17 protein-coding genes are annotated in these 21,949 nt (G+C 69.6%); 9 read left to right on the top strand and 8 right to left on the bottom strand.

Features of this window, described 5'->3' with window-relative positions:
• Nucleotides 1-2: 2 nt before the first annotated feature.
• From ABZU53_RS17230 to ABZU53_RS17215, 4 genes are read right to left on the bottom strand one after another with little or no spacing between them, the layout of a single operon-like run.
• The gene (locus ABZU53_RS17230) at nt 3-731 is read right to left on the bottom strand and encodes a hypothetical protein (protein WP_355066698.1); all 729 of its coding nucleotides are present in this window, start codon (nt 729-731) and stop codon (nt 3-5) included.
• On the bottom strand, nt 728-1,351 hold the full coding sequence (locus ABZU53_RS17225) for a hypothetical protein (protein ID WP_355066697.1): 624 nt from the start codon (nt 1,349-1,351) through the stop codon (nt 728-730). The genes ABZU53_RS17230 and ABZU53_RS17225 overlap by 4 nt, the downstream gene beginning before the upstream one ends.
• On the bottom strand, nt 1,327-3,228 hold the full coding sequence (locus ABZU53_RS17220; RefSeq protein WP_355066696.1) for a radical SAM protein: 1,902 nt from the start codon (nt 3,226-3,228) through the stop codon (nt 1,327-1,329). The genes ABZU53_RS17225 and ABZU53_RS17220 overlap by 25 nt, the downstream gene beginning before the upstream one ends.
• 37 nt (nt 3,229-3,265) lie before the next feature.
• Nucleotides 3,266-3,700: an NUDIX domain-containing protein gene (locus tag ABZU53_RS17215; protein WP_354858861.1), complete on the bottom strand. Its 435-nt coding sequence runs from the start codon at nt 3,698-3,700 to the stop codon at nt 3,266-3,268.
• Between the two features lie 534 nt (nt 3,701-4,234).
• Here ABZU53_RS17215 and ABZU53_RS17210 point away from each other — a divergent pair.
• Nucleotides 4,235-5,611, top strand: a complete 1,377-nt coding sequence (locus ABZU53_RS17210; RefSeq protein WP_355066695.1) for a helix-turn-helix transcriptional regulator — start codon at nt 4,235-4,237, stop codon at nt 5,609-5,611.
• Here the strand turns inward: ABZU53_RS17210 and ABZU53_RS17205 are convergent.
• Nucleotides 5,587-7,419 carry a prolyl oligopeptidase family serine peptidase gene (locus tag ABZU53_RS17205; RefSeq protein WP_355066694.1) on the bottom strand — a complete coding sequence of 611 codons (1,833 nt, stop codon included), beginning with the start codon at nt 7,417-7,419 and terminating at the stop codon, nt 5,587-5,589. The genes ABZU53_RS17210 and ABZU53_RS17205 overlap by 25 nt on opposite strands.
• Nucleotides 7,420-7,784: 365 nt before the next feature.
• Between ABZU53_RS17205 and ABZU53_RS17200 the strand changes: the two genes are divergently transcribed.
• The 5 genes from ABZU53_RS17200 to ABZU53_RS17180 all read left to right on the top strand — a co-directional run bounded on the left by ABZU53_RS17200 (nt 7,785) and on the right by ABZU53_RS17180 (nt 12,974).
• Nucleotides 7,785-9,191: an APC family permease gene (locus tag ABZU53_RS17200; RefSeq protein WP_355066693.1), complete on the top strand. Its 1,407-nt coding sequence runs from the start codon at nt 7,785-7,787 to the stop codon at nt 9,189-9,191.
• Nucleotides 9,188-10,207 (top strand): acetamidase/formamidase family protein, encoded by a 1,020-nt coding sequence (locus tag ABZU53_RS17195; RefSeq protein WP_355066692.1) that lies wholly within the window; start codon nt 9,188-9,190, stop codon nt 10,205-10,207. The genes ABZU53_RS17200 and ABZU53_RS17195 overlap by 4 nt, the downstream gene beginning before the upstream one ends.
• Nucleotides 10,204-10,887: a GPP34 family phosphoprotein gene (locus ABZU53_RS17190; protein WP_355066691.1), complete on the top strand. Its 684-nt coding sequence runs from the start codon at nt 10,204-10,206 to the stop codon at nt 10,885-10,887. The genes ABZU53_RS17195 and ABZU53_RS17190 overlap by 4 nt, the downstream gene beginning before the upstream one ends.
• 43 nt (nt 10,888-10,930) lie before the next feature.
• Entirely contained in the window at nt 10,931-11,599 is a 669-nt protein-coding gene (locus tag ABZU53_RS17185) for an N-acetyltransferase (protein ID WP_355066690.1), read from the top strand.
• A gap of 259 nt (nt 11,600-11,858) precedes the next feature.
• A complete protein-coding gene (locus ABZU53_RS17180) occupies nt 11,859-12,974 on the top strand; it encodes a tetratricopeptide repeat protein (RefSeq protein WP_355066689.1) in 1,116 nt (371 codons plus the stop codon).
• A gap of 227 nt (nt 12,975-13,201) precedes the next feature.
• On the opposite strand, the gene ABZU53_RS17175 is transcribed toward ABZU53_RS17180, so the two are convergent.
• From ABZU53_RS17175 to ABZU53_RS17165, 3 genes are all read right to left on the bottom strand, one after another.
• On the bottom strand, nt 13,202-14,047 hold the full coding sequence (locus ABZU53_RS17175; RefSeq protein ID WP_355066688.1) for a methyltransferase domain-containing protein: 846 nt from the start codon (nt 14,045-14,047) through the stop codon (nt 13,202-13,204).
• A gap of 81 nt (nt 14,048-14,128) precedes the next feature.
• Complete coding sequence (locus tag ABZU53_RS17170; protein ID WP_355066687.1) at nt 14,129-15,589, bottom strand: tyrosine-type recombinase/integrase; 1,461 nt, start codon at nt 15,587-15,589, stop codon at nt 14,129-14,131.
• A 200-nt stretch (nt 15,590-15,789) separates the two neighbouring features.
• Nucleotides 15,790-16,110 (bottom strand): helix-turn-helix domain-containing protein, encoded by a 321-nt coding sequence (locus ABZU53_RS17165; protein WP_355066686.1) that lies wholly within the window; start codon nt 16,108-16,110, stop codon nt 15,790-15,792.
• 1,849 nt (nt 16,111-17,959) lie between these two features.
• On the opposite strand from ABZU53_RS17165, the gene ABZU53_RS17160 reads away from it, so the two are divergent.
• From ABZU53_RS17160 to ABZU53_RS17150, 3 genes are all read left to right on the top strand, one after another.
• A complete protein-coding gene (locus ABZU53_RS17160) occupies nt 17,960-18,826 on the top strand; it encodes a hypothetical protein (protein ID WP_355066685.1) in 867 nt (288 codons plus the stop codon).
• Between the two features lie 529 nt (nt 18,827-19,355).
• Nucleotides 19,356-20,324, top strand: a complete 969-nt coding sequence (locus tag ABZU53_RS17155) for a replication-relaxation family protein (RefSeq protein ID WP_355066684.1) — start codon at nt 19,356-19,358, stop codon at nt 20,322-20,324.
• Between the two features lie 624 nt (nt 20,325-20,948).
• Nucleotides 20,949-21,887: a replication-relaxation family protein gene (locus tag ABZU53_RS17150; protein ID WP_355066683.1), complete on the top strand. Its 939-nt coding sequence runs from the start codon at nt 20,949-20,951 to the stop codon at nt 21,885-21,887.
• Nucleotides 21,888-21,949: the final 62 nt, after the last annotated feature.

Raw genomic sequence — 21,949 nt, 5'->3', positions numbered from 1 at the left:
TCCTAGTTCTTTTCGGCGATCAGCCAGCTGATGAACTTCGCGACGCGGCCGGAGGTGACAGGTTCGGTGCCGTGTGTGAGCTGGGAGCCGTAGAGCAGGGCGGTGCCCGGGGCGGGGCTCACGCTCCATCGGGTTCGGGGCATGGCCGCATACCAGTCGGCGGAGTGGTCGGCGCCGTCGTGGGCCAGCCACATACCGCCCGCGTAGCCCTGTTCCTGGGCGTCGTGGTCCAGGGGGGTGTTCCACAGGCGGTCGCTGGACGTGCTTTCGACGTAGAACGCGCCGCCGGCCTCGGCCTCACGGATCACGACGCTGATGCCGGCGATTTGTCGCGGCCAAGCGAGCGGCTCGGGGGCGATGCCGTCGAGGTGGCCGGTGATGTGCTGGCCGGGGCCATACTCGACGTAGGTCCACGGCCGACAAGCGGTGATCGACGGCATGACGCGGGACAGAGCGGGGCGGGCGCGGTCGAAGGCCTGCTGAAGCAGGGCCTCGGCTCTGTCCGGGATCTGTGGGACCTCGATCCGTCCGGCCGGCTCGTAGACGGCCATGGCCTGCTCGTTGGAGCGACCGGGGATCTCATGGATCGAGGTGGCCCGCCTCGCGCCAAAGCGGAGCCGGGCCTCGTCGCTGAGGAAGTCGTTCATCGTGGCGGCGAGTTGGTCTCGCTCCTCGGTGTCGACGAATCCCTCGACGCTGCCGACCGCGACGGTCTCGGCGATGTGGATCACGAGTCGGTCCTCCTCGTCTCGAGCACCCGGCGGACGTCGTCCAGGCCAGTGCAGTGATTGAGCCAATTGGCCACAGGGTGGTGGACGTCAGTGATCGGGCTGGCCCATAGGGCCAGCAGTTCTCCCGTCAGCGGCAGTTCCTCCGCGCCGGGCAGCGCCTCTGACTCGGCCAGCCGGTCCAGTGCCGGGCATCGGGCCGCGTGCTGTGTGGCGAAGGCCTGCCCCAGCCGTGCTGCCGTTGCCAGTTCGCAGGACCGCAGGAGCGTTTCGGCAGGCTCAGCCCGCTGGTAGCTGCGGTGCTCGGTAAGTGCCCATCCAGCCCCGACCGCTGCGGCGGCGGCCACAACGCGGCAGGTGGCACAGCACGCGTCCTTGGCCTTCGGGCACTGGTGATCGTGGGCGGGGAGGGTTGTGGCGACCTCGACGAGAGCCGCCCAGGCGGAGTCCGTCAACAACTCGCCGATGGTGCCGCGGTCCGGTTCCGGGCCATGGTTGCAGCACACCGGACCAGGCCGGCGCGGGGCGCTGGGAAGGAGCGAGGGCTCGATGAACAGGGCGTGGAAGTACACGATCCGCCCCAGCAACTGATGGATCGTCAGCGAGGCTGCGACGCTACCCATGCCGCCTCCTCATCGATCGGAGCGCTCTGAGGCGCTGGGCAGCGGCAGCCGTCCTCGGTTGGTCGCTCGCCGCGCAGCATGTCGGCGACGGCACGGGTGGCGACGTCAACGGCGTCGAAGTACGCCGGCCAGCCGTGCCCGGGACGCGGGCGTAGAGCCAAGTCGAGTACGGGGCTCGTCCGTCCGGTGGTCTCGCACGTCAGCTCCGCCCGTCCGATGGCCACCAGCACCGTGGCGGGCAGGTGGGTAGTCACAGCGGTGACGGCGCGGCATAGGGCAGCAGCGGTTCGCGCGTACTCGGTTCGGTTGCGTGGAAGGATGCCGACCCGGCGCTCGGCGGGCGGCAGGTCAAGCCCCGGATAGGGATGTCCCTGGCAGCTGTCGTATGTGATCAGGCACCAGTCCTGGGTGACAGCGTCAACCAGAGGGCGAACGCCGGGCTCGATCGCTTCTCGCCACTGCGGGTGGGCCGGATCGAGGTCGTCGGCCTCGTGCACGCCGGGCAGGCCGACGGTGTTTATGTTGCCGTGCGAGCTGGTGCGCAGCCGCATACGCGGACGGTTCGCGTCGGCGTGGTCCCAGCGGGCGAGGAAAGAGGCGACGTCACGCATGCTGTTCGGAGTACGGGGGCGCAGGCGCACCCTGCGGCACCAGGCGCCTGCCGGGTCGGCGGGTTGGGCGAGGAGTGCGGCGATGCCGTCGATCATCCGCATCCGGTAGTCGCAGTAGGCGTCCTGGTCGCCGTCCTGGTCCTGACGCCAGCGGGTGGCCACGCAGCCGCCGCCGCACGTTGACCGGTACTCGCAGGTGGTGCACCGCTCCATCAGGGCCTTGCCCTGGTTCAGCAGCGGCAGCCGCCGCTGAGCCGCGACGACCGCCTTCTGTCCGGAAGGCTGGTCCAAGAGGGTGAGCTGGGCCTGCGGCCATGGCAGTTCGTCGCAACTGCCGAGTCGTCCGTCCGGATAGAGCGTGAAGACGTGGTCGCACTTCAGGTTGGAGAAGTGGCAGAAGCCGGTATCCAGTCCGCGCAGCCGCCGAATGGTGGATACGGACGGTTCCAGTTTCAGCCGGGCGAAGTGGCCAGCGCCGATCCAGCGAACGGTGGCGGCGAGTACGAACTCGGCGTACTGGTCCGGGGTGGTCGCCCACCCGGGCCCTTGCGGGCCGCGAAGAGCCGCGCGTTGAAGGACCCGGCTCGCGGGAAGGCGCTGCCCTTGGGCAGCGGTAGGGCCTTGAACGGAGGCATCAAAGCAGGGCACGAAGCTGACGGCGTTGACCGCCTCGAAGCCGGCGAGGTGGTCCAGGACGGCCTCGGCACGGCCGAGCACGGTCGGAGTGACCGCGGCGATCACGCCCACCTTCCGCCCGCGCTCAGCCAGCAGCCGCAGGGCGGTGGCCACGCGGGGGTAGACCGGCTGGCCGTCGTACCCGACCCGCCAGGCGTTGCCCGCCTCGTCTCCGTCGAGGGAGATGCCGATCTGGAGACGTGGATACAGGGCGTCGATCAAATCCAGCCACTGCTCATTGAGCAACACGCCGTTGGTTTGTATCGACACCCGCACCACGCTGGGCTGGGACGCGAGTTCACGCAGTACCTCGGCGACGTGGTCGCGTCCGGCCGTCAGCGGCTCGCCGCCATGCAGTTCCACGGCGAGCGGACGCCCCGAGAAGAGCTCGGTGAGTCGACGCACTTGACTCGCGTCGATCCGGGCTCCCCCCGGGACCTCCTTGCGTTTCTCGTAGCAGTACAGGCAGTCGATGTCGCAGGTCTCACCCCGTAGCTTGAGGATCACCGAAACGGCACTGTCGGCGTCTTCGACGTCGAGGCCGCGGTACAGGTGGGCCATCGGGTCGTGCTGATCGGTGGTGCCGTGCATCGGCTGCCTCCCAGGCGTGGGCCGAACCGGGCGGGGATCAGTCGTACAGGCGTCCCAGCAGGGCGCCCTGGCCGGACTGGAGGATGTGGGCGGCCTCCAGCGGAATCCAGAAGCATTCGAAGTGCGTTGGCTCCTGCTCCCCGTCGTGGTCCTCCTGGCTCATCCACCGCTCCGACGTCGGCTCGGTCAGTTCCAGGTGGAATACGTGGCGGCGCTGGAGCTCGAACCGGTATGGGCTGATGTCGTACTCGGCCTCGCCGAGCTTCCGCACGACTTTGAAGTCCTTCAGGCCGGTCTCCTCGCGGGCCTCCCGCAGCGCCGCCGCCTCCGGCGTCTCGCCGGCGCGGACGCTGCCGGCCGGAACCTGGATGCCGACTTCCTCGTAGCTGTAATCGGTGTGCCGGAAGACCAGCAGCTTGCCGTCACGTACGACGTAGCAGAGAACCTTTTCCTTGGTGATCCGCTCCGGCATGGGAGAACCCCTTTTCATTCGTTGACTTCAGAAGCTCGTAGGCCCACGGGTATCAACGGAACCGCATGCGGTATTGAGCGGCGCCCGCCGACCGTTGGGCAAACGACCTTGAGTCTAGGTCCGGTGACCGAACGTCACGAGGAGCCAAGTGGTGCATCAGCAGGGGCGTTGCACTGGGCTCATCGCCTGATGCCCGAGCTGCGGGCTCTATCCCAATCCCAGCACCCGTCACGACCACGGAGGATGGCCTCGTTTCGTGCTTCATCACCACCTCCGTGGTCTTCTCGAGATCCGGAGCAGATTGACGAGAGGTCGGTATCTCGTCCTCACACCCTCGCCCTTCGAGCCGCGGTCGTGAACACCGAGCATGCGGACGGAGTGGTTGTCCGCATGGCGCTCGCCCGGTGAGCCGGTTCGGATCGACACCCTTTCGTCGTTCCTGGTTGCGCCGCGCTGAACGGTGAGTGACCCTATGTGCGCGATGTCCACGCTGCTCAATGCCATCTCGAAGTGGGCAGTCTGAAAGGCGGTGTCATGGGCCAGACCCCGCGGGCGCTTCAACCGTCCATGTCTGAGCGACATTTCTTCGGTGCTGAGTTGCGTCGGCTGCGGGAGCACGCCGGCTTTTCGCAGGCGCGGCTGGGTGCCATGATCCGATTCAGTGCCGACCTGGTGCGTCGAGTCGAGACGGCGGACCGGTTCCCCTCGCGGGACTTCGTCGAGGCATGCGACAAGGCGTTGACGACCGGTGGCGCCTTGATGCGCCTGCTACCGCTGCTCGAGAGAAATCGGGTCAACGCGGGCAAGCTAGCGACTGCGCCGACGGGCGTCATCACCCTGCTCTCCAGTCGGTCGGCTGAGACCTCGGGATTGGCCGACATGGTTGTCCGGGTTCCGTTCCAGCCAGGTGTCCTCGATCGCGCCGCTCTGGACTGGCTGAACGCTGCTGCGGGACCCCGACTGTCTGCGGCCGGCCGGCCCGGTTCACCTGATCAGGTTCGCGAGGAGGACCTCAGCTCCGCTGAGACCGCTCTGGCGATGTTCCGTCAGCTGGACCACACCCACGGTGCCGGACGTGTCCATGCCCAGGTGCAGCGGTACGTCGAAGGCGAGCTGAACCGATTGCTGGCGAACACCCCCGCCTCGGAGGCGATCGGTCGGCGCCTGTACAGGCTGGCAGCGGGCTTCTTCGAACTGTGTGGGTATCAGGCAGTCGACACCGGTGCCCACGGTCTCGCGCAGCGCCGTTACTTGCGCGCTCTGCGGCTGACGCAGGCCGCCGACGACCGCCTCTACGGCAGCTACCTGCTCGCCGTGAACATCGGCCACCTGGCGCTGCACTGCGGCCATCCCGAGCCGGCGCTGCGGATGGCGCTCACGGCGGTGAGAGGCAGTGAGACCCAAGCGACGCCCGCCGTGGAGGCCGCGCTACACGCCGTGGTGGCGCGGACGTACGCCCGACTCGGGCGAGAAAGCGACTGCTTGGTCCACCTCGACATCGCAGAGCGGCAACTGACTCGCAGCAGGGCCGAGGACGAGCCGCTGTGGATCCAGTACTTCGATCCGGCCTATCTCGCCGACGAGCTTGCCCACTGCTTCCATGATCTGGGCCGGCCGCAACAGACCCAACGGCACCTGGGTGATGCCCTCGCCGCGCTGAGTCCCACACACGTCCGCCGACTGGCCATCGACACCGCGCTCCTGGCCTCGTCGTTGGCTGCCGCTGCCCGCATCGACGAAGCCTGCGCCGCCGCCCGAGTGGCGGTGGATCACGCCGCGCGGACCACTTCGCACCGCTGCTTGGAGCGCATCGTTGAGGTGCAAGCCGACCTTGAGCCCTACCGGTACGAGTCGGAGGTCCGTGAGTTCGGCGAGTATGTGCGTTCTCAGCTACCGCTGGCCGCCGTGTAGTCCCCGCACTCGGCAGCCGCAGCCGTCATCACGAGACGGTAGTGCGCGAGTTCCGCTTCCAGCGCCGTGCCCGCCTGGGCGGAGGTCGCCACGTAGTGGCCGACGTCGGGGAGAAGCAGCATGTCGTGGGGCACGCCGTGAGCTGTCAGTTGTTCTGCGAGCTCTCGCACATCCTCAACCACCGCCACGTCATCGGCGGTGCCGTGAACGAGCAGCACTGGCCGCTGAACGGTTGCGGCATCGACCCGCCCGGCACCGCCTCGCAGCCGTCTGGCGTGCGCGCGCTGAAACCGAGGCACGGATTGCACCCAACGGTCGGGATCCACGATCGCTGATACGGCGGTGGCGGCGGCGAATGGACCGTTTTGCGCCACCGCGTGCAGGGCTGTGTATCCGCCGGCGCTGGCTCCGCGGATGAAGACTTGGCCCGGCACGGCTCGTCCTGTTGCGAGCAGATGGTCCGCCACCGCCGCGCAGTCATCAACGTCGTCGAGGCCCCACCGACCGTACAGCGCTTCCCGGAAGACCCGGCCGTACCCGGTGCTGCCGAGATAGTCGACGTCCACGACGGCGAACCCCCGACTGGTGAAGAACTGCGCCTGCCAGTCCAGACGCAGAAGGCACGAGGCGGTTGGCCCCGGGTGTGCCCTCACGATCACCGGTGCCCGCCAGTCTGCCGCAGAGGCCGTCGGCGGATACACCAGGGCAACTACCTCTCGATCACCCGCGACATTAACCCGCAGTTCCGTCGGCTTCGACACTTGCGCCCCGTCGAGTTTGGCGTGCTCCGAGCGGGCAAGCACCTCCACCTGAGGATCGGCGGCCGTGAGATGCACGAGCGCGACCTGTGGGGCCGCGGTCGGCGACGCCCCGATCAACGCCACCGTCGTTCCTTGAACGGCCAGATAGGGCTTGATGGACGTATAGGGAAGGTCGACCGGAAGAACAGTGCCGTCAGGGTCGATGACGACGAGGCGGTGCCGCGGCCCGTCCTGCACCGCCACGACGATCCGGCCGTCGTCAAGGAAGTCGTACGACGCGTAGCCCAGCTCCCACGGCTCTGCGGCGCACTCACCTGCGATCGGTGCCACCGGCTTCACCTGGTGGCCGTCCCACCGGTAAAGGTTCCACCAGCCGCTGCGGTCTGTCACGAAGTACAACGCCCCGTCGGGTCCCCACCTCGGCTCCACCGCCGACTCTTCCGAACCGCCAGCGAGCTTTACCGGGTTCCCGACCTGGCCACGCGGCGAGTAGGAGGCGACCCATATCTCACACCCATCCCAGGGCATGTCGCGCTCGCTCCAAGTGGTCCAGGCCAACATGCCTGGACCCGGCCGAGGTGCGCCGAAAAATCCCCGGGATGCTGCGAGAGCCCGTATGTCCGGGACGCCGGTGAGCGGCACCGCGATGAGGTCGTCACCATGCTCTGACTCCCGCACAGCCAGTAACTCGCCGTCGCCGATCGTCAGGTCGCCGAAGGATCCCAGACTGACCAACTCGAGTTCATCGTCGTGAAGACGGCTCCGATAAAGGCCGTCTCCGCCGACGCACCACAACGTCCCGTCATCGACCGCGAACGCCCCGCCTCCGTACGCGTGAACGCCGCTGGTGACGTCGAAGCCCTCCGGACTGACGTCTCGCGCACCCTCGCCGGGTCGCCAACACGTCACCGTCGCGACCCCGCCGGCTTCGGGTCGGGTCTCCAACCAGTACAGCGCGCCATCCCCGGCACGCAGCTGGTCGTAGCTCACTGAGGCGCGAACCGCGTCCTCCGTCGAGATCGCAGCGATCCTGTCCGCCAGCCTCACGGGTCCTCCTCGAACAACTTCCTTGCGCGACTGGGCGCCAGCGAGCCTTCGTCGACCGGCCTCCGGGCGCTGGCGACGGCGCGGCAGAAGTTGTCGTGCCGCCGCCGGCGCGAGTGCTCCTCAAACAAGGCCGACTCTACGCGCAAGCACTTTGTCCCTGTTGCTGGACGGCGCGGCTCGAACTGCCGCCAGCCACTCGCGTTCGGGAGCGACAAATTCGATGCGGACAACATCCTTTGTCCGCATTTCCGGTATCGACCACGCCATTCGCATCGAGCGACCATTCGGAGCGTGAAGCAATTCACGCGCGGCCCCAACATTGGGACGTTTCGCCGCCGCCGACACGAGCCTTTCGGAAGGGTGCGATGCAGCTACAAGATGAATTGACGCGCTACGGCTACCGCCAGGAGTTGGCCCGGAGGCTTCGGTTCCGGGATCTGGTCGCGTACGGGTTGGTGTACATGGTGCCGATCGCGCCGATGGCGATCTTCGGCAGCGTCTACGCCGGCTCCGGTGGGATGGTGGCTCTCGCGTACGCCATCGGCGTGGTGGCGTTGGTCTTCACCGCTTTCTCATATACGCAGATGGTGAAGGCGTTTCCGATGTCAGGCAGCGTCTACAACTACGCGGGCCGGGGTATCAGTGCGCCGGTCGGGTTCCTGGCCGGCTGGGTGATCCTGCTCGACTACGTGCTCGTGCCGGGGCTGTTGTATCTGGTGGCGTCGGTGGCGATGCACTCCACCGTGCCTGCGGTGCCGGTCTGGTTGTGGTTGCTCGGCTTCGTCGCGGTCAACACGGTCGTCAACTCGGCCGGGATCCGGATGACCGCGATGGTGACCCGGGTGATGCTCGTCGGTGAGCTGATCGTCCTGGCAGTCTTCCTCGCTGTCGCCGGTTGGGCTCTTGCCTCCGGCAAGGGCCGGTTCAGCTGGGACGCCTTCTACAACTCCGACACCTTCACCTGGTCCCTCGTGGCCGGAGCGGTGTCGATCGCCGTGCTGTCCTTCCTCGGCTTCGACGGCATCTCCATGCTGGCCGAGGAGACCAAGGGCGGTTCCCGGCAGATCGGCCGATCCATGGCTGCCGTGCTCATCCTGGCCGGCGTGCTGTTCATCGCGCAGACCTGGCTGGCCGCGATGCTCGTCCCGGACCCCGCCGGTCTTCTCGCGGAGGGCGACCCGAACGGGACCGCCTTCTACGACGCCGCAGCCGCAGCCGGCGGCGGCTGGCTGGCCACCCTGTGCGCGGTGGCGACGGCGATCGCGTGGGGCCTTCCGAACTCGATGGTCGCCCAGGTCGCCACGTCCCGCCTGCTGTATGCGATGGCGCGGGACCGGCAGTTGCCTGCCTTCTTGGCGAAGGTGTCGATCCGTCGGAACGTGCCGATCAACGCGACTCTGCTCACCGGCGGCGTGTCCCTGGTGCTCGGCCTGTACATGGCGACGCGGGCGGACGGGATCACGGTGCTGTCGTCGTTGATCAACTTTGGGGCGATGGTCGCGTTCCTGGTCCTGCACGTCTCGGTGGTCGTGCACCATCTCATCCGCCAGCGCAGTGGAAACTGGTGGGCGCACTTGGTCATGCCCGGCATCGGGTTCGTGATCCTCGCCTATGTGGTGGTCAACGCGAACATCGCCGCGCAGCGCCTCGGTCTGGCGTGGCTCGCCCTGGGCGTGGTCGTTCTCGCCTGCCTGTACCTGTCCGGCCGCAGGCCCGCGCTGTCGGGTTTGGCGCCCGCGCAGCCGCAGGCCCGCCACGTGGAGCGGGTGTGACCACAATGGACGCGATCACCTACCGTCCGGCCCGCGACGAGCTGGCCTACACCTTCGGCGGGCGGATGCCGGTGGCCCACGTCCGCTCCGGCGACGTCCTGCAAGTCTTCACCGAGGACTGCTTCGGCGGGCTCGTCCGCGGCCCGGCGGACCTGCCGTCGCAGGTGTGCCGCATGCCCTACCTGAACCCGGTGTCGGGGCCGTTCTTCGTCGAGGACGCAGCGCCAGGCGACACCCTGGCCATCCACCTCGCCGCCATCACGCCCGCCCGGGACTGGGGTGTCTCCTCGACGTTCCCGCACTTCGGGGCGCTGACCTCCACCTCGCACACGGCGACCCTGCAGCCGCCTCTGCAGGAGCGGGTGTGGGTGTACGACATCGACCGGCAGGCGGGCACGGTCCGCTTCCACGCCACCGAAAGCGGCCACAGCGTCGACCTGCCGCTGGATCCGATGATCGGCACCATCGGCGTGGCGCCGGGCGGTTTCGAGGCGCGTTCGACGATCGTGCCCGACAGCCATGGCGGGAACCTGGACACGCCGGAGCTGCGCGCCGGTACCACCCTGTACTTGGGGGTGAATGTGCACGGGGCGATGCTCGCCCTCGGCGACGGGCACGCCCGCCAGGGCGAGGGTGAGGCCTGCGGGGTCGGGGTGGAGATCGCCACGACCACCACCCTGATCATCGAGGTCGTCAAAGGCGTCCCGACGGTGTGGCCACGCCTGGAGACCGACACGTCGATCATGTCCGTTGGCTGCGCCCGTCCCCTGGAGGACGCGTACCGGATCGCGCACCGCGACCTGGTCGGCTGGGTCAGTGACCTCACCGGCCTGGAGCAGCTCGACGCCTACCAGCTGGTGTCGCAGGCAGGGCGGGCGCCGATCGGCAACGTCTGCGACCCGAACTACACGGTCCTCGCCGCCGTCGACAAGGTGCTGCTTCCGCGGCCGCAGGCCGCCTACGGCGGGATGCACGCCCACCTGCGGCAGCACGTCGGCAGGCCGGGGTCGAGATGACCTCCTCCATCCCCCAGTTGCCGTTGCGCGACGAGTTGTTCCTGCTCGGTCACGACGACGACACCGGCCAGCCGCACATCCACCGCCAGGCCCTCGCCCTCGGCCTGGCTGGGGCGGTGCTGATCGACCTGTTCCTCGCCGGGCGGATCGCTCTCGGCACCACGGACGACACCCCGTCGGGGGAGGAGCAGCGTCTGTGGCTGCACCTGGACCGCCCGGTCGGGGACCTGATCGCCGACACCGCCCTGGCCTCCATCCGCTACGCCCACCCGAGCCCGCCGCTGCGGGGGTGGCTGCGCGGGTTCGCCGACGACCTGTACGACCGCACCCGCGCCGGCCTGCACGCCGGCGGGATCCTGCGCCACGACGTGCGTCGCCGCCTCGGTGGGCTGGCCCGCACCGACCGCTACCTGCCCGCCGACCTCAAGTGGCCGGTCGTCGCCCGCGCCCGGCTGCACTACATCGCCGCCGGCCGTGACCAGCCCGACAACCACACCGCCGCCCTCGGCGGCCTCGTCGCGACCCTCGGCCTGACCAACCACCTCTACCTGACCGACGACATCGCCGCCCTCACCGTGCAGCTACGCACCATCGCCGCGCAGCACCACCGGCAGGTACGCGACATCACCGCCGCGGTCGACGCCGCCGTCGGTGACCTCGCCACCGCCACCTACCGGTAAGCCCGCACCGCACCACCCGTTCCGCTGCCCTTGGAGGCATCTCATGGACGTCAATCCGCGTATCCGTGCCGCCCGGTGGGCGGACAAGCAACCGGTCGCCGCGCTGATCGCCGACGCCCTGCATCCCGGCCCGCTCGCCCAGTGGCTGGTGCCCGACCCGACCTGCCGGCGGCGGACCCTGGCCGACGTGGCAGTCATCTGGGTGGAACACGCCATGTTCTTCGGCGACATCCAGATCACCGACGACCTGAGCGCCGCCGCGATGGGGTTTCACCGCTACCGCAGCATCCCGCCACCGTCGAACTACCGCAGCCGACTGGCCGACGCCGCCGGCCCGCACGCGCGGCAGTTCGAACTCCTCGACCAACTCCTCACCCAGGTCCGACCCACCGAGCCTCACTACCACCTGGCAGTTCTCGCCGTCCTTCCCGCCGCCCGGCGGCGCGCTATCGGCGCGGCGATGCTCACCCACCACGAGAGCCGCCTCGACCGCATCGACATGCCCTCCTGGACCGAGACCATCCATGGCAGCCAGGACGTGTACCGGCGGCACGGCTACCTCCCGAGACCCGCGCTCACCCTGCCCGACGGGCCGGTCATCGCACCGATGCGCCGCAACCCTCACCCTGCTCGCGGATCCTGGCCCGTGAACACCGCCAGGCCGGCGGCCGTCACCGCTCCGGCGCGCCCCCAGTCCGACGCGCAGCGCTAGGCAGGGTGCGGACGCCCAGGTATAGCTCCCACCGACCGTCCCGCCTCGCCGCCCCGTGCCCACGTCGGGACGGACAAGCCGGTCGCCCGCCCGTAGAGGGACGGCAGCGGCGACCGACGTGGCCAGCGACGACAGTCCCCGCTGTCGTCGCCGGCCGCACCCTCCGCCCGAACGCGCAGCCCTCGGCCGCGACCGCCCGCACCCGCCCAGCGGTGCTACCCGCACCCCACCCGAACATCAACAACAGGAAGGAACGCCAATGCCGACGCGGACGCCAGTCCTCGCCGCGTGGACACCCACCTTCGTCGCCGAGGCCGTCGCCGCGACCATCGAGCACGCCGCCGTCCACGGCCTGCACCACGCGGCCCGGGACGTCGCCCGCCGCCACGGCCTGTCACCGGCGACGGTCGAGGAATGGGTCGCCCGCGCCCGCGCCGTGCAGGGCGCGCCCGTGCCACCCGACCTCCTGGCCTGCCACACCTGCGCACGAGCCATGATCCTCATCCAACTGCCCAGCTGCGGCAGGGCATACCTGTGCGCGCCGTCCTGCGGGCGCACACCCGTGCCGGCCGACGAGATCCGCGACGCCGTCGCCGCGGTGATCCTGCACCGCACCCCACACCTTGTTCCGGCCGGCAAGACGACCCAGGCCGCCTCCTACGCGCTCGGCCCGATCCACCGCGTCACCGTCGGCGCGACCGGCACAGACCTGCACATAACCTGGAGGACCGTCTCCCGGCAGATCACCAATCCGATGATGGCCATGGCCCAACGTCTGCACCTGGCCCAACGCCACGCCGCCGACGACACGCCCGAGCGTGCCATCGACGTCCTGCACAGCGGGCTCCTGCACATCGACCCCACCAGCGGCAGACTCGCACTGGACACCGCGACCGCCCGCGCCGCCACGCTCCTGGCCGCCCTCACCCTCACCAGCGGCGACCCAGCCGCCGCGCTGCCCTGGGCCCAGTGGGGACACCGCAGCCTGCGCCACCTGCTCCGAAATCCCACCAACCCGCAAGTCCGCGCCGCCCTGCGCGTCCTGGCCGCCACCCACCGCGCCGCCGGGAACCTCACCGCCGCCGCCGACTGCTTCAGCGACCTCATCCGCCACCACACCCAAGCCGACGGACCCTACGCACTACCCACCCTCGCCGCCCAAGCCACCCTCGCCGTCGTCCTGCACGAACACGGCCGCCAGGAACCGGCGCGGCAACTCCTCACCCGGACCATCGCCGATCACCGCCGTGTCCATCCCCACCACCCCGCCGTCGCGCGCATGACAGCCGCCCTGTACCGCATGCACACCACGCCTACCGGCCCGCCGGGTCATCCCACGCGCGTCGCAACGTCCGCCATGCCCGGTGCCAGCTAGACCGCCCGCACCTGACTACCCACCACTGGGACAGCTTGCCTGGACGCACTCGCGCCGAGCAGCAAGGACGCGCGATGACCGCTGTTCGGCCCGCAGCCAGCCCAGAGGTGTCCATGCCAGCGAGAACGCTTCGGTTCGGATCCTCGAACGCCTCGGTGGTGGTGTCCCGCTTCAGGAGGCACGGCTGGCTCAGTGCCCTGTCGAAGGGCATGGATCGCTATCGCCCTTCAGGCGTCCGCTGCCCGATGTCGGGGACTGGCGGGAAGGGCATCGTGGTTTCGTCGCGGCGCCGTGTACAGCGCGGTGACGTAATTGTCGGTCGCCGTCGCGCCGGGTTGGCGGGCGACCACCTCGGCGACGCCGTCGAGGAACGCCTCGCGCTGGTCAGTGCTCAACTCGCGGACGTTCGGGAAGGTCCCCCACAGCCCGCGCGCGCCGTGCGGGGTCAGCTGGTGCTCCCAGCGGATCATCTCGACCTGGACGGGGCCGAACCAGTCACCTGCCCGCAGTTCCGCCGTGCGCACGGCGACCCGCAGCGGCGCTGGCAGACCGGCGGGGCCGCGCCCCTGCCCCGGTAGCCACCGTCGGTACACCGCGTCCAACTCCGTGCGCCAGGGCGGGCTGCGGTCGGGGTCACCGAAGACCGTCCACCACACCGCCAGCCTTCCGCTTGGCCGAACGAGGCGGGCCAGCCGTCGCACCGCCGCGCCCGGGTCCAGCCAGTGGAACGCGGTGGCGCAGACCGCTAGGTCGAAGGTGCCGTCGGGCAGCGCCACGGTGGCGAAGTCGCCCTCGACGACGGTCACGTCGTGGCCGGTCAGGTTCGTTCGCAGCCGGGCGGCGAGGCGGCCACCGAGTTCCACCGCGAGCACCGATGCGCCGGCGTCCACGAGGGGACGGGTTACCTGCCCGGTGCCGGATCCGATCTCCAGGACGCGGGCGCCGGGTCGCAGCCCGCACTCGGCAAGCACCTCGTACACCCGCCGCGGGTATCCCGGCCGGGCCGCCTGGTAGTTGTCCGGATCCTCGTCGAAGCTGCCGCGCCGGCTCAGCCGCTGGTCGTCACCGCCCACGTCGCGAGCGTATTCGCTCGGGCGACCGGGACCGGCCCGACCGCACGCGGTCGTGCGCCGCCGCTTTCGTCAGGGTGGGCTTCACCCCGCCTTGCGGCGTTTCTGGTTGATCTTCTGCGCGACGGCGTCGGCGGCGTCCTGGTGCAGCTGTTTGGTGACGCTCTGGTAGGTGTCGCGAGTCAGGGTCGTGGTGGAGTGGCCCAGTTGGTCGGAGAGGACCTTGATGTCGACGCCGGCGTCGAGGGCGATGGTAGCGGCGCTGTGCCGCAGGTCGTGCAGCCGGATCGGCGGTAAGCCGGCCTTGCGCACAAGCCGGCGGAAGCGTTGGGTGACGGCGTTGGGGTGCCACGGCTGCCCGTCGGGGCGGACGAAGAACAGCCCGGTGTCGGGCCACGCCGGGCCCGCGGCGAGTTGCCACTGGGCGCGGCGGGCCCTGTAGGCGGTGAGGACCTTGACGGTGTCGGCGTCGAGGGCGACGTCGCGATTGCCGGCTCTACTCTTCGGCGGTTTCTGCACGGCGGTGTAGCCGTGGGTGGCGATCTGGTTGTTGATGGTGGTCTCCCGTCGGTGCAGGCGGACCTCGCTGTCACGCAGTCCGCAGGCCTCGCCGCGCCGGGGCCCCCGGTAGGCCATGTAGTGCCACATCGGGTGCAGGTCGGGAGCGTGCTGGGCGGCGTGGTCGAGGAAGTCGACGAGCTGGGTGTCGGTCCACACCATCACCGGTCCGGGCACCGTGCCGGTGTCCTTCCAGCGCTGCACGCGTTCGTCCTCCCACACGATCGGCATCGGTCGGTCACCCGGGGTTTTGACCAGCGCGGCCGGGTTGGAGCCGACGATGAGTTCGTCGGCGAGGGCATCGTTGATGGCCTTACGCAGGCAGGCGCGGATGCGCTGCCGGGTCGTGGGGCCGGTGGGGCGCACCCCCGCGACCGACTGGCGCACCGCCGGGTCGGGGCTGGTTCTGGCCGCGAGGATCTCGTCGTTGCGACGTCCTATCGCGGCGAACAACTCACGGATGTGGCTGGTGCGCAGCTTGTCCAGCGGAACCTCCCCGAGGTGCGGGATGAGGTGCACACGCACGATCGACTCGTAGCCGCCGACGGTGTTCGCGTCGATAGTGAGGTGGCCCAGCCAGCCGGTCAGGTACTCGGCGACGGTCGGCATGTCCGCCAGAGGTCCGTCGCCGCGCAGCCGCTGCCGGAGGCGGTCGACCTCGGGCAGCGGCCGCTTGGCCCGCACTGCGGCCTGGAGCACGTCGGCGACGTCGGTGCGCCGCCGCCGGTCCCCACCGGCGAGGGCGAGTAGTTCCCGGGCCTGGTCGAGTTCATCGGAGGCCGCGCGGCGGTTGGGTAGACCGGCGCGGCGTAGTTGGCGGCGTCGGCCGTCGGTGGTGGGTGGGAGTTCGAGTTGGTAGGCCCAGTGGCCGTGCTCGGAACTCCAGGCACGGTTGGGGCGGCGCAGCTTGGGACAGTCGTTTCCGAAGGGCTTGCCGGTGTCGGGATGGCGGCAGCCGCAGCGCTTGAAAATGCTTCCGTCAGGCATGACAGGTGGTGCTCCTCAAGTTCACGTCAGGGGTGCATCGGTTTGGTCGATCGACATCCACGCGTGATCCGCGGGCACGATCAAGTCGCCGGGACCGTCAGACGACGGTCCCGGCGCAAGGTCGGAGCGTGAACAAAGCCGCGCGCGTTAGCGGGGCGTAAGGGCTGAACGGGAGGCGTCCACGCTGGCGCGGAAGACGCCTACGGTGGAGCGCTCGCGGCACCAGCGGCTTGCTCCGGAGTGGTCCCCGGGTCGTGCAGGTGCAGGGCGGTGAGTAGCGGCGCCGTCGGTATCCGATAGTGGGCGCCGACGCGGAAGTGCGGAACGGGAAACGCGTCGCGGCGGATCAGCTTGTAGGCGGCAGAGCGGGACATGCCGAGCACCGCCGCGGCGGTGGCCAGGTCGGTGCTGGCACCCAGGCAGCGGATCCGCTCGGCCGTCCACGCCGGCTCCCGCCCACCCGCGGCCGCCTCTTTCCCGGACTGCGGTGGCACGGTTCGAGTGCGTCTGGACGATCTCATGGTCATCTCCTCCGGCGCTGGGTAGGGCGTACGGCGTCAGGCACGGGGGCGCACGGCGGTGAGGCCGGATGCCCGGATGCGGACCCGGCCCTCACGGTCGGACCGCAGGAGCAGATCCGACAGGCGCTCGACCTTGCCCGGCGACATCCAGCACGGCCGGCCGGATCAACTCAATCGGTGCCTACGTCGGTGCTCGCTCATCTCGATGGCGGCTCCGCGCCGCGCCGGTCAGGGCGCTGACATCTGTAAAACCGCGCCTGTGTGCTCTGGCGAACGCCTGCCTGACTCACCGCCACTCACAGGGACTCACAGGACCGCCCGTCCGGCCGCTCCCCCGGACCCCGCGGATGCGTCGCCGCCTTCTCGCCGACCCCCCCCGGACAGTGGCAGAAGTCGATGAAATGGTGGGTGACGTGACGGGTTCACGGGTGCTTCGACAGCGTGTCCGCCGACGACTCGGCTGCGATGACAACGTGTCACAGGGCTCAGCGACGACCACCGGTCGGACAATCAGGTGCGTCGATGACATGTTGTCCGGAGGCTTGTCCATGGCCGACGGGCGCGGACACGGCTGGCGGGCGCGGACACGGCTGGCGGGTGACTGACACACTCGGCCATGCGGCGCGGTGATGTCACGCCGGCCTGGCCATCGCCGACACGGGTCGGACTTCTGCCAACCTGCGCCGGTGTCACTCCAGATCAATGACACGCGCGTGACCGAACTGTCCCGGCCCTGATCAGCAACCCCGCCGGACACTTTGTCAACGACGGGCATCCATGACATGCGCGGCGTCGCGGACACTGGGCCGGACACGGATGACACACTGCGCCGGCCATGAGTCCACGGCCGCCGCGCACGCTATTAATCGAGATACCTCGACGTCGTGTGACCCGTCGGCGAACGCGTGTCCGGACAATGTGACACAGCGTCTCCGCCGACGTTCCTGCCCTCAGGAAGGCAGTCGCCGCCGCCTGCGTCGACAGGATGTCCATCGACGGATCTCGTTGACACTGGTTTACGCGCCTCCGGCGAGGCAGCCGGGACGGCGGGTTGCCTACCACTGCTGCACCCGCCGACGACTGACACGGGTGCGGTGCCAGGCATGTTCCCCCTGGCGGGGGGATGCGGCAGGTGTTCGGGCTTCGCGCCACTGCCGGCGTCGTCGCTGGCGTTGGGTCGTGCGGGCAGAGGATGCCACGCCGCTGTGAGTCGCTGTGAGTCTTTGTTGTGAGCGGCTGTGAGTCGCTGTGAGTGGGAGGGTGTATAGGGGCCCTCCGGAGACTCTCTTGTCGGACACTTCTCGCACCCGCCCCTACGCTCACAGCCCTGCTCAGCACCCCTCACGCGACGTGACCAGCGGCGGTGCGACCTCGCTGGCGAGAACGGCAGCGGCGCACCTTCGATGGCGCGAAGATCAACAGACATGTCAGTCCGATGCCAACCGAGATGGTTCCTTGCCAACGGCAGTGACCCGATCGCCGATTTCGGACGAGATTCGCTGACAAGACGGGCGGGGCCAGCCGCTGTGAGCCGCTGTGAGCCGCTGTGAGTGGTGGGCGCGGCTTGACGATCGTGACCCTCTCGCTGAGCCGTCCGGGTGCCGCCCACGGTGCGCCTCGGTGGCTCACAGCCCTGCTCAGCCGTACTGCGGCCCGTCCGCGTCGCCCGCCAGGTGCCGGACTGACGCCCGGAGTTCGGGTGGGGCGCGACGGCGGCCCGCTGAGGGCGAGAAGCGGGCCTGACCTGCGCTGTGAGCGGTTGTGAGTGGGTCGTGGCGTAATCGGCGTCCCAGCGTCGCCGAAAAGACGGCGGCGACCCTCGATGGTCTCTGACCGAGGAGTACTGATCATGAGTGTGTCCGACACGATCTTCCCTGCCGCGCCCCTGGACGCCGTCGACGTGGCGTTCGCGGCGCTGACCAGCGACCCGGCGCCCCTGTCCCTCGACCTCGACGAGTTCGGTCCGGATGACGGCCTGCCGAAGGGTGTCCTGGCGCTGCCGGCGCTGCGGGACTGGCTGCTGGCGAAACCGCGCGCCTACACCGCCCGCGACGCGGTGTGGCGGGAGCTGATCCGCCGTGCCCGCCTGGACGGGCCGCAGTGGGTCATCGCCGCGGTCGGCATGGCGATGCCAGCGCTGCGCCGCTACGCGAGACGGTTGTCCGACGGCTACCGAGGTGACCCCGACGACATCAGCGCGGAGATCCTCACGGGTTTCCTGGCGGCCCTGCGCGACCACGTGGACGTGGCCCGCCGGGCGCCGTACGCGTCGTTGTGCCGGGCCGGGTGGCGCGCCGGGCACGCGCTGCGCCAGCAGGCCAGCGAGTTCATCGTGGTCGAGGACGTGGAACGCGTCACGGGACCACGAACCCCGCGGGTGCCCTACGGGCATCCCGACGTGCTGGTACGCCGCGCGGTGCGCCTGGGCATCCTCGACGCCGACGACGAGCAGCCCTACATCGACGTGCGACTGGGACGGCGGGCCATGGACCCGATCGCGGCCCAGATGGGCATCAGCACCGACGCCCTACGCATGCGGCTGGGTCGCATCGACACCCGCCTCGCCGAAGCCCTCGCCAGCGGCATGCTGACCGGCGCGGCGTCCCCGCAGGCCGCGAAGGCACTGGCGGCGCGAGCCCAACGCCGCGCCAGTCTGCGCGCCGCCAGCCGCAATCGCGTCCCCACCACCACCGCCACGTCGACGGCAGTCGCGTAGGTCCGCTCCCGGAGACCCCCTCGTGACGACGTCATTTCCTTGCCGGGTTCACCTGAGCCTGGGCTGGATCTGTCCGTCGACAGCGAAGCCGAACCGCGTCCGCCCCCGCGAACAGGGGCTGGGTCATCTTCGATGGCAAGAAGCTCAACGTCGGCGGCAACGGACAAGATCACCTCGGCTGGGAAAACCGCCCGCTGTGAGCGGCTGTGAGCGGCTGTGAGCGGGGCAGGCGTTCGCCAGAGCACACAAACGGCGGTTACTTAATGACGGCGCCACAAGCCGCACTCGGATTCTCGCCGTACCGCAGGTACCGGCCGGTGATCCGGCCGTGCGGACCGGTCGGTTCCGTGCCCGGGTGGCTGTCCGGGCACGGAGCCGGCGATCTGGCACCGCACTGTCACCCGCCGCGACGCGCGACCGCGGTGGCGTGATCCGCCCGAGGTGTGCCGCACCGACGCGGTCACACGGGCATTCATCCCACCCCTGCCACCCCCTATCCGGGGATGGCACCATCTTGGAGGTACCGGTCATGTTGACCACCTACCATCCCCAGTTCACTGTCCCGTCCACCCGACCGATTCCGGTGGAGCTGCTCCTGGCCGAAGCGGGCCGCATGCGCCTGCCCGACTGGTGGGCCGTCGAGATGCTCGCCGAGCACCGCGTCCTGACCACCGCGCAGCTCACTGCACTCGGCTTCGCCACCACCACGGCGTCGGCCACCCGACGTCTGGCGATCCTCGCCCGCCGCGGCTGGATCGACCGCCTCTGGAACACCAGCGCCGCGGCCACCGCCGACACCTGGTGGTGCCTCGGCCCGATCGGCACCCAACTCACCCCACTCGGCGAAGACCACGACGTCACACCGGCGCAGGTGTACCGGGCCCGCGACCGGCTCCGCCAGCATGTGGGCCTGCCCGGCCTGCTGCGGGCCAACGACTTCTTCGTCGACCTGGCCACCCACGCGCTCACCGAACCCGGGAGCGACCTACGCACCTGGTGGTCACCGCGCACCTGCCGACACGTCACCGCGGCGCGGCATGCCGCCTGGCACGGCGAGTACATCCACGACCGTGACCGCCACGCGTTCTGGTACCAGCCCGACCCCGGCGAGATCCGTCCCGCCGACCTCGCCGACCACATCCACGGCTACCGACACCTAGCCGAACAAACCGGCCTGGCGACCCTGCTGTTCCACGCCGCCGACCCGCAGCGAGAGCAGGACCTGCGCCGCCACCTCGAGCGCCGCAACACGCGGCACCTCACCGTCGTCACCAGCAACCCCGAGCACGGCCACCCGGCCGGCCCGGGCTGGCAGCCGATCGGCGAGACACACCGCCTCGCACTGACCGACCTTCCCCACACCCCCGAGCAGTGGCCGCCCGACACCGTGACCTTCAAGCAGGTACGGCCCCGAGCCCCACACCCCCTCTACGACCCCGAGCGGCCCTACGAAGAATCCGTCGCCAACGGCGAGTACCACTACCCGCCGCGCCCCTGACCAACCGACCACTGCTCCTCGACCGGCCCACCCGGGCCGGTCGAGGAGCAGACCGGGGCGACCCACCGAAGCGCCCACCCGGTCACTGTCAGAGGACTGGCGAGGTTGCCGCTTGCTTCGAACCCGAACGACAACGCCCCCGGCTCTCACACCGCAGGTCACAGCCGCTGTGACCAACGTCGATCGACAGGCGACTGACACCGCCCGCGTCACCGGAAGTTCGCCATACGCGCGAGAGCAGGCAGTTGGCATGTCCTACCAGACATTCCGTACAGCGACCGCGAACCTCCCGTTGCTTCCGCCCGCCGCGGCCGCGGGGCGCACAACCTCACACCGACTCACACCTCTGACCTTGGAGCAACAAGATGATCACCCCGCACCGTGAACCTCACCAGCGTCACCGGCCAGACTCACATCCACCCTCACCGCACCGTCACGCCGAACCCGTTGTGCCCGGCACTTCAGCAGTCAGTGCCGATCTCCGTTCTACCGTCCGTCTTGATCCTGACCCCCAACCTGACCCCCCGCTGCCGCTCACAGCCCAGGTCAGCCCCGCTGTCAGCAGTCTGGGACCACTCCAGACAGACCCTCCAGTCTCGGGTCTCTCCCCCAGGGCTTGCGCCCATGGGTAAACACCTACCCACCGCGGACCCGCTGCTGCGCCTGCAGGCCAGCATCACCGCCCGCGACGACCGGCTCCTCGGTTGGCTCTACGACCACGGAGTGCTCACCACCGACCAGATCGCCGCCGCCCTGTTCCCATCCCTGGACTTCACCCAACGCCGCCTACGCCGCCTCACCGTGCTGCGGGCGGTCGACCGGTTCCGACCCAACAAAGCAGACGGCGGCTCCCACCCCTACCACTACGTCCTGGACCAACTCGGCTACGACCACGTCCACGCCCAACGCGGACTCCCACGAGGCCGCCGCGACCAAGCCCGCCGCCGCAAACACCCCCTGACCAACCGACCGGACCTACCGCACCTACTCGGCGGCAACCAGGTCTTCATCGACCTCGCCGCCCACGCCCGCACCCACCCCGACACCGAGCTGGCCCGCTGGCAACCCGCATCGGCCTACCACGAACCCGGCACCCTCTACCGCAAAGGCGCCAACCCGAACCTCATCCTCCCCGGAGCGACCGGCTTCCCCCGCCCCGACGGCGCCGGAATATGGACCGAGGACGAACGGTCCGTGCCCTTCTTCCTCGAGTACGACACCAGCGGCGAGAACCTGCAGGTCCTCATCGACAAAATCATCAAATACGAGCGGCTGTACACAATGAGCACCTGGGCATGGCCAGTGCTGCTGCACCTACCCTCCGCACGCCGCGAGGCGAACCTGCACCACCGCCTCGCCGGCATCAGCTTGGAAGCGGCCATCGCCACCACCACCGCCGAACTACGCACCGCCCTCACCGCCAGCCCCGCCCACCAGATCTGGCAACTACCCGCCCGTACCGGCCGTCACCGCCTCATCGACCTGCCCTACACCGACACCCACCACGACGACCAATACCCCACCCACGACCAGCCCACCCCCGGCGAGCGGGCCGCCCAATGAGGGGAGGCGGAACTCACGGCGGCGTTCGGCGGCCTGCTGACCGGGCTGGTGGCCGCCGCGCT

This window comes from Micromonospora sp. NPDC005194 (assembly GCF_040608335.1).
Lineage (GTDB): Bacteria > Actinomycetota > Actinomycetes > Mycobacteriales > Micromonosporaceae > Micromonospora.
Note: the sequence above shows the minus strand (reverse complement) of the source record. Positions and strands in the feature narration are given on the sequence as shown.

Bases quoted from the DNA above. Each gene is read 5' to 3' on its own strand.
- ABZU53_RS17180 (WP_355066689.1), top strand. From the start codon at position 11,859: ATGCCGACGCGGACGCCAGTCCTCGCCGCGTGGACACCCACCTTCGTC.
- ABZU53_RS17155 (WP_355066684.1), top strand. From the start codon at position 19,356: ATGTTGACCACCTACCATCCCCAGTTCACTGTCCCGTCCACCCGACCG.
- ABZU53_RS17200 (WP_355066693.1), top strand. From the start codon at position 7,785: ATGCAGCTACAAGATGAATTGACGCGCTACGGCTACCGCCAGGAGTTG.
- ABZU53_RS17165 (WP_355066686.1), bottom strand. From the start codon at position 16,110: ATGAGATCGTCCAGACGCACTCGAACCGTGCCACCGCAGTCCGGGAAA.
- ABZU53_RS17215 (WP_354858861.1), bottom strand. From the start codon at position 3,700: ATGCCGGAGCGGATCACCAAGGAAAAGGTTCTCTGCTACGTCGTACGT.
- ABZU53_RS17170 (WP_355066687.1), bottom strand. From the start codon at position 15,589: ATGCCTGACGGAAGCATTTTCAAGCGCTGCGGCTGCCGCCATCCCGAC.
- ABZU53_RS17185 (WP_355066690.1), top strand. From the start codon at position 10,931: ATGGACGTCAATCCGCGTATCCGTGCCGCCCGGTGGGCGGACAAGCAA.
- ABZU53_RS17190 (WP_355066691.1), top strand. From the start codon at position 10,204: ATGACCTCCTCCATCCCCCAGTTGCCGTTGCGCGACGAGTTGTTCCTG.
- ABZU53_RS17210 (WP_355066695.1), top strand. From the start codon at position 4,235: ATGGGCCAGACCCCGCGGGCGCTTCAACCGTCCATGTCTGAGCGACAT.
- ABZU53_RS17150 (WP_355066683.1), top strand. From the start codon at position 20,949: ATGGGTAAACACCTACCCACCGCGGACCCGCTGCTGCGCCTGCAGGCC.
- ABZU53_RS17220 (WP_355066696.1), bottom strand. From the start codon at position 3,228: ATGCACGGCACCACCGATCAGCACGACCCGATGGCCCACCTGTACCGC.
- ABZU53_RS17225 (WP_355066697.1), bottom strand. From the start codon at position 1,351: ATGGGTAGCGTCGCAGCCTCGCTGACGATCCATCAGTTGCTGGGGCGG.
- ABZU53_RS17160 (WP_355066685.1), top strand. From the start codon at position 17,960: ATGAGTGTGTCCGACACGATCTTCCCTGCCGCGCCCCTGGACGCCGTC.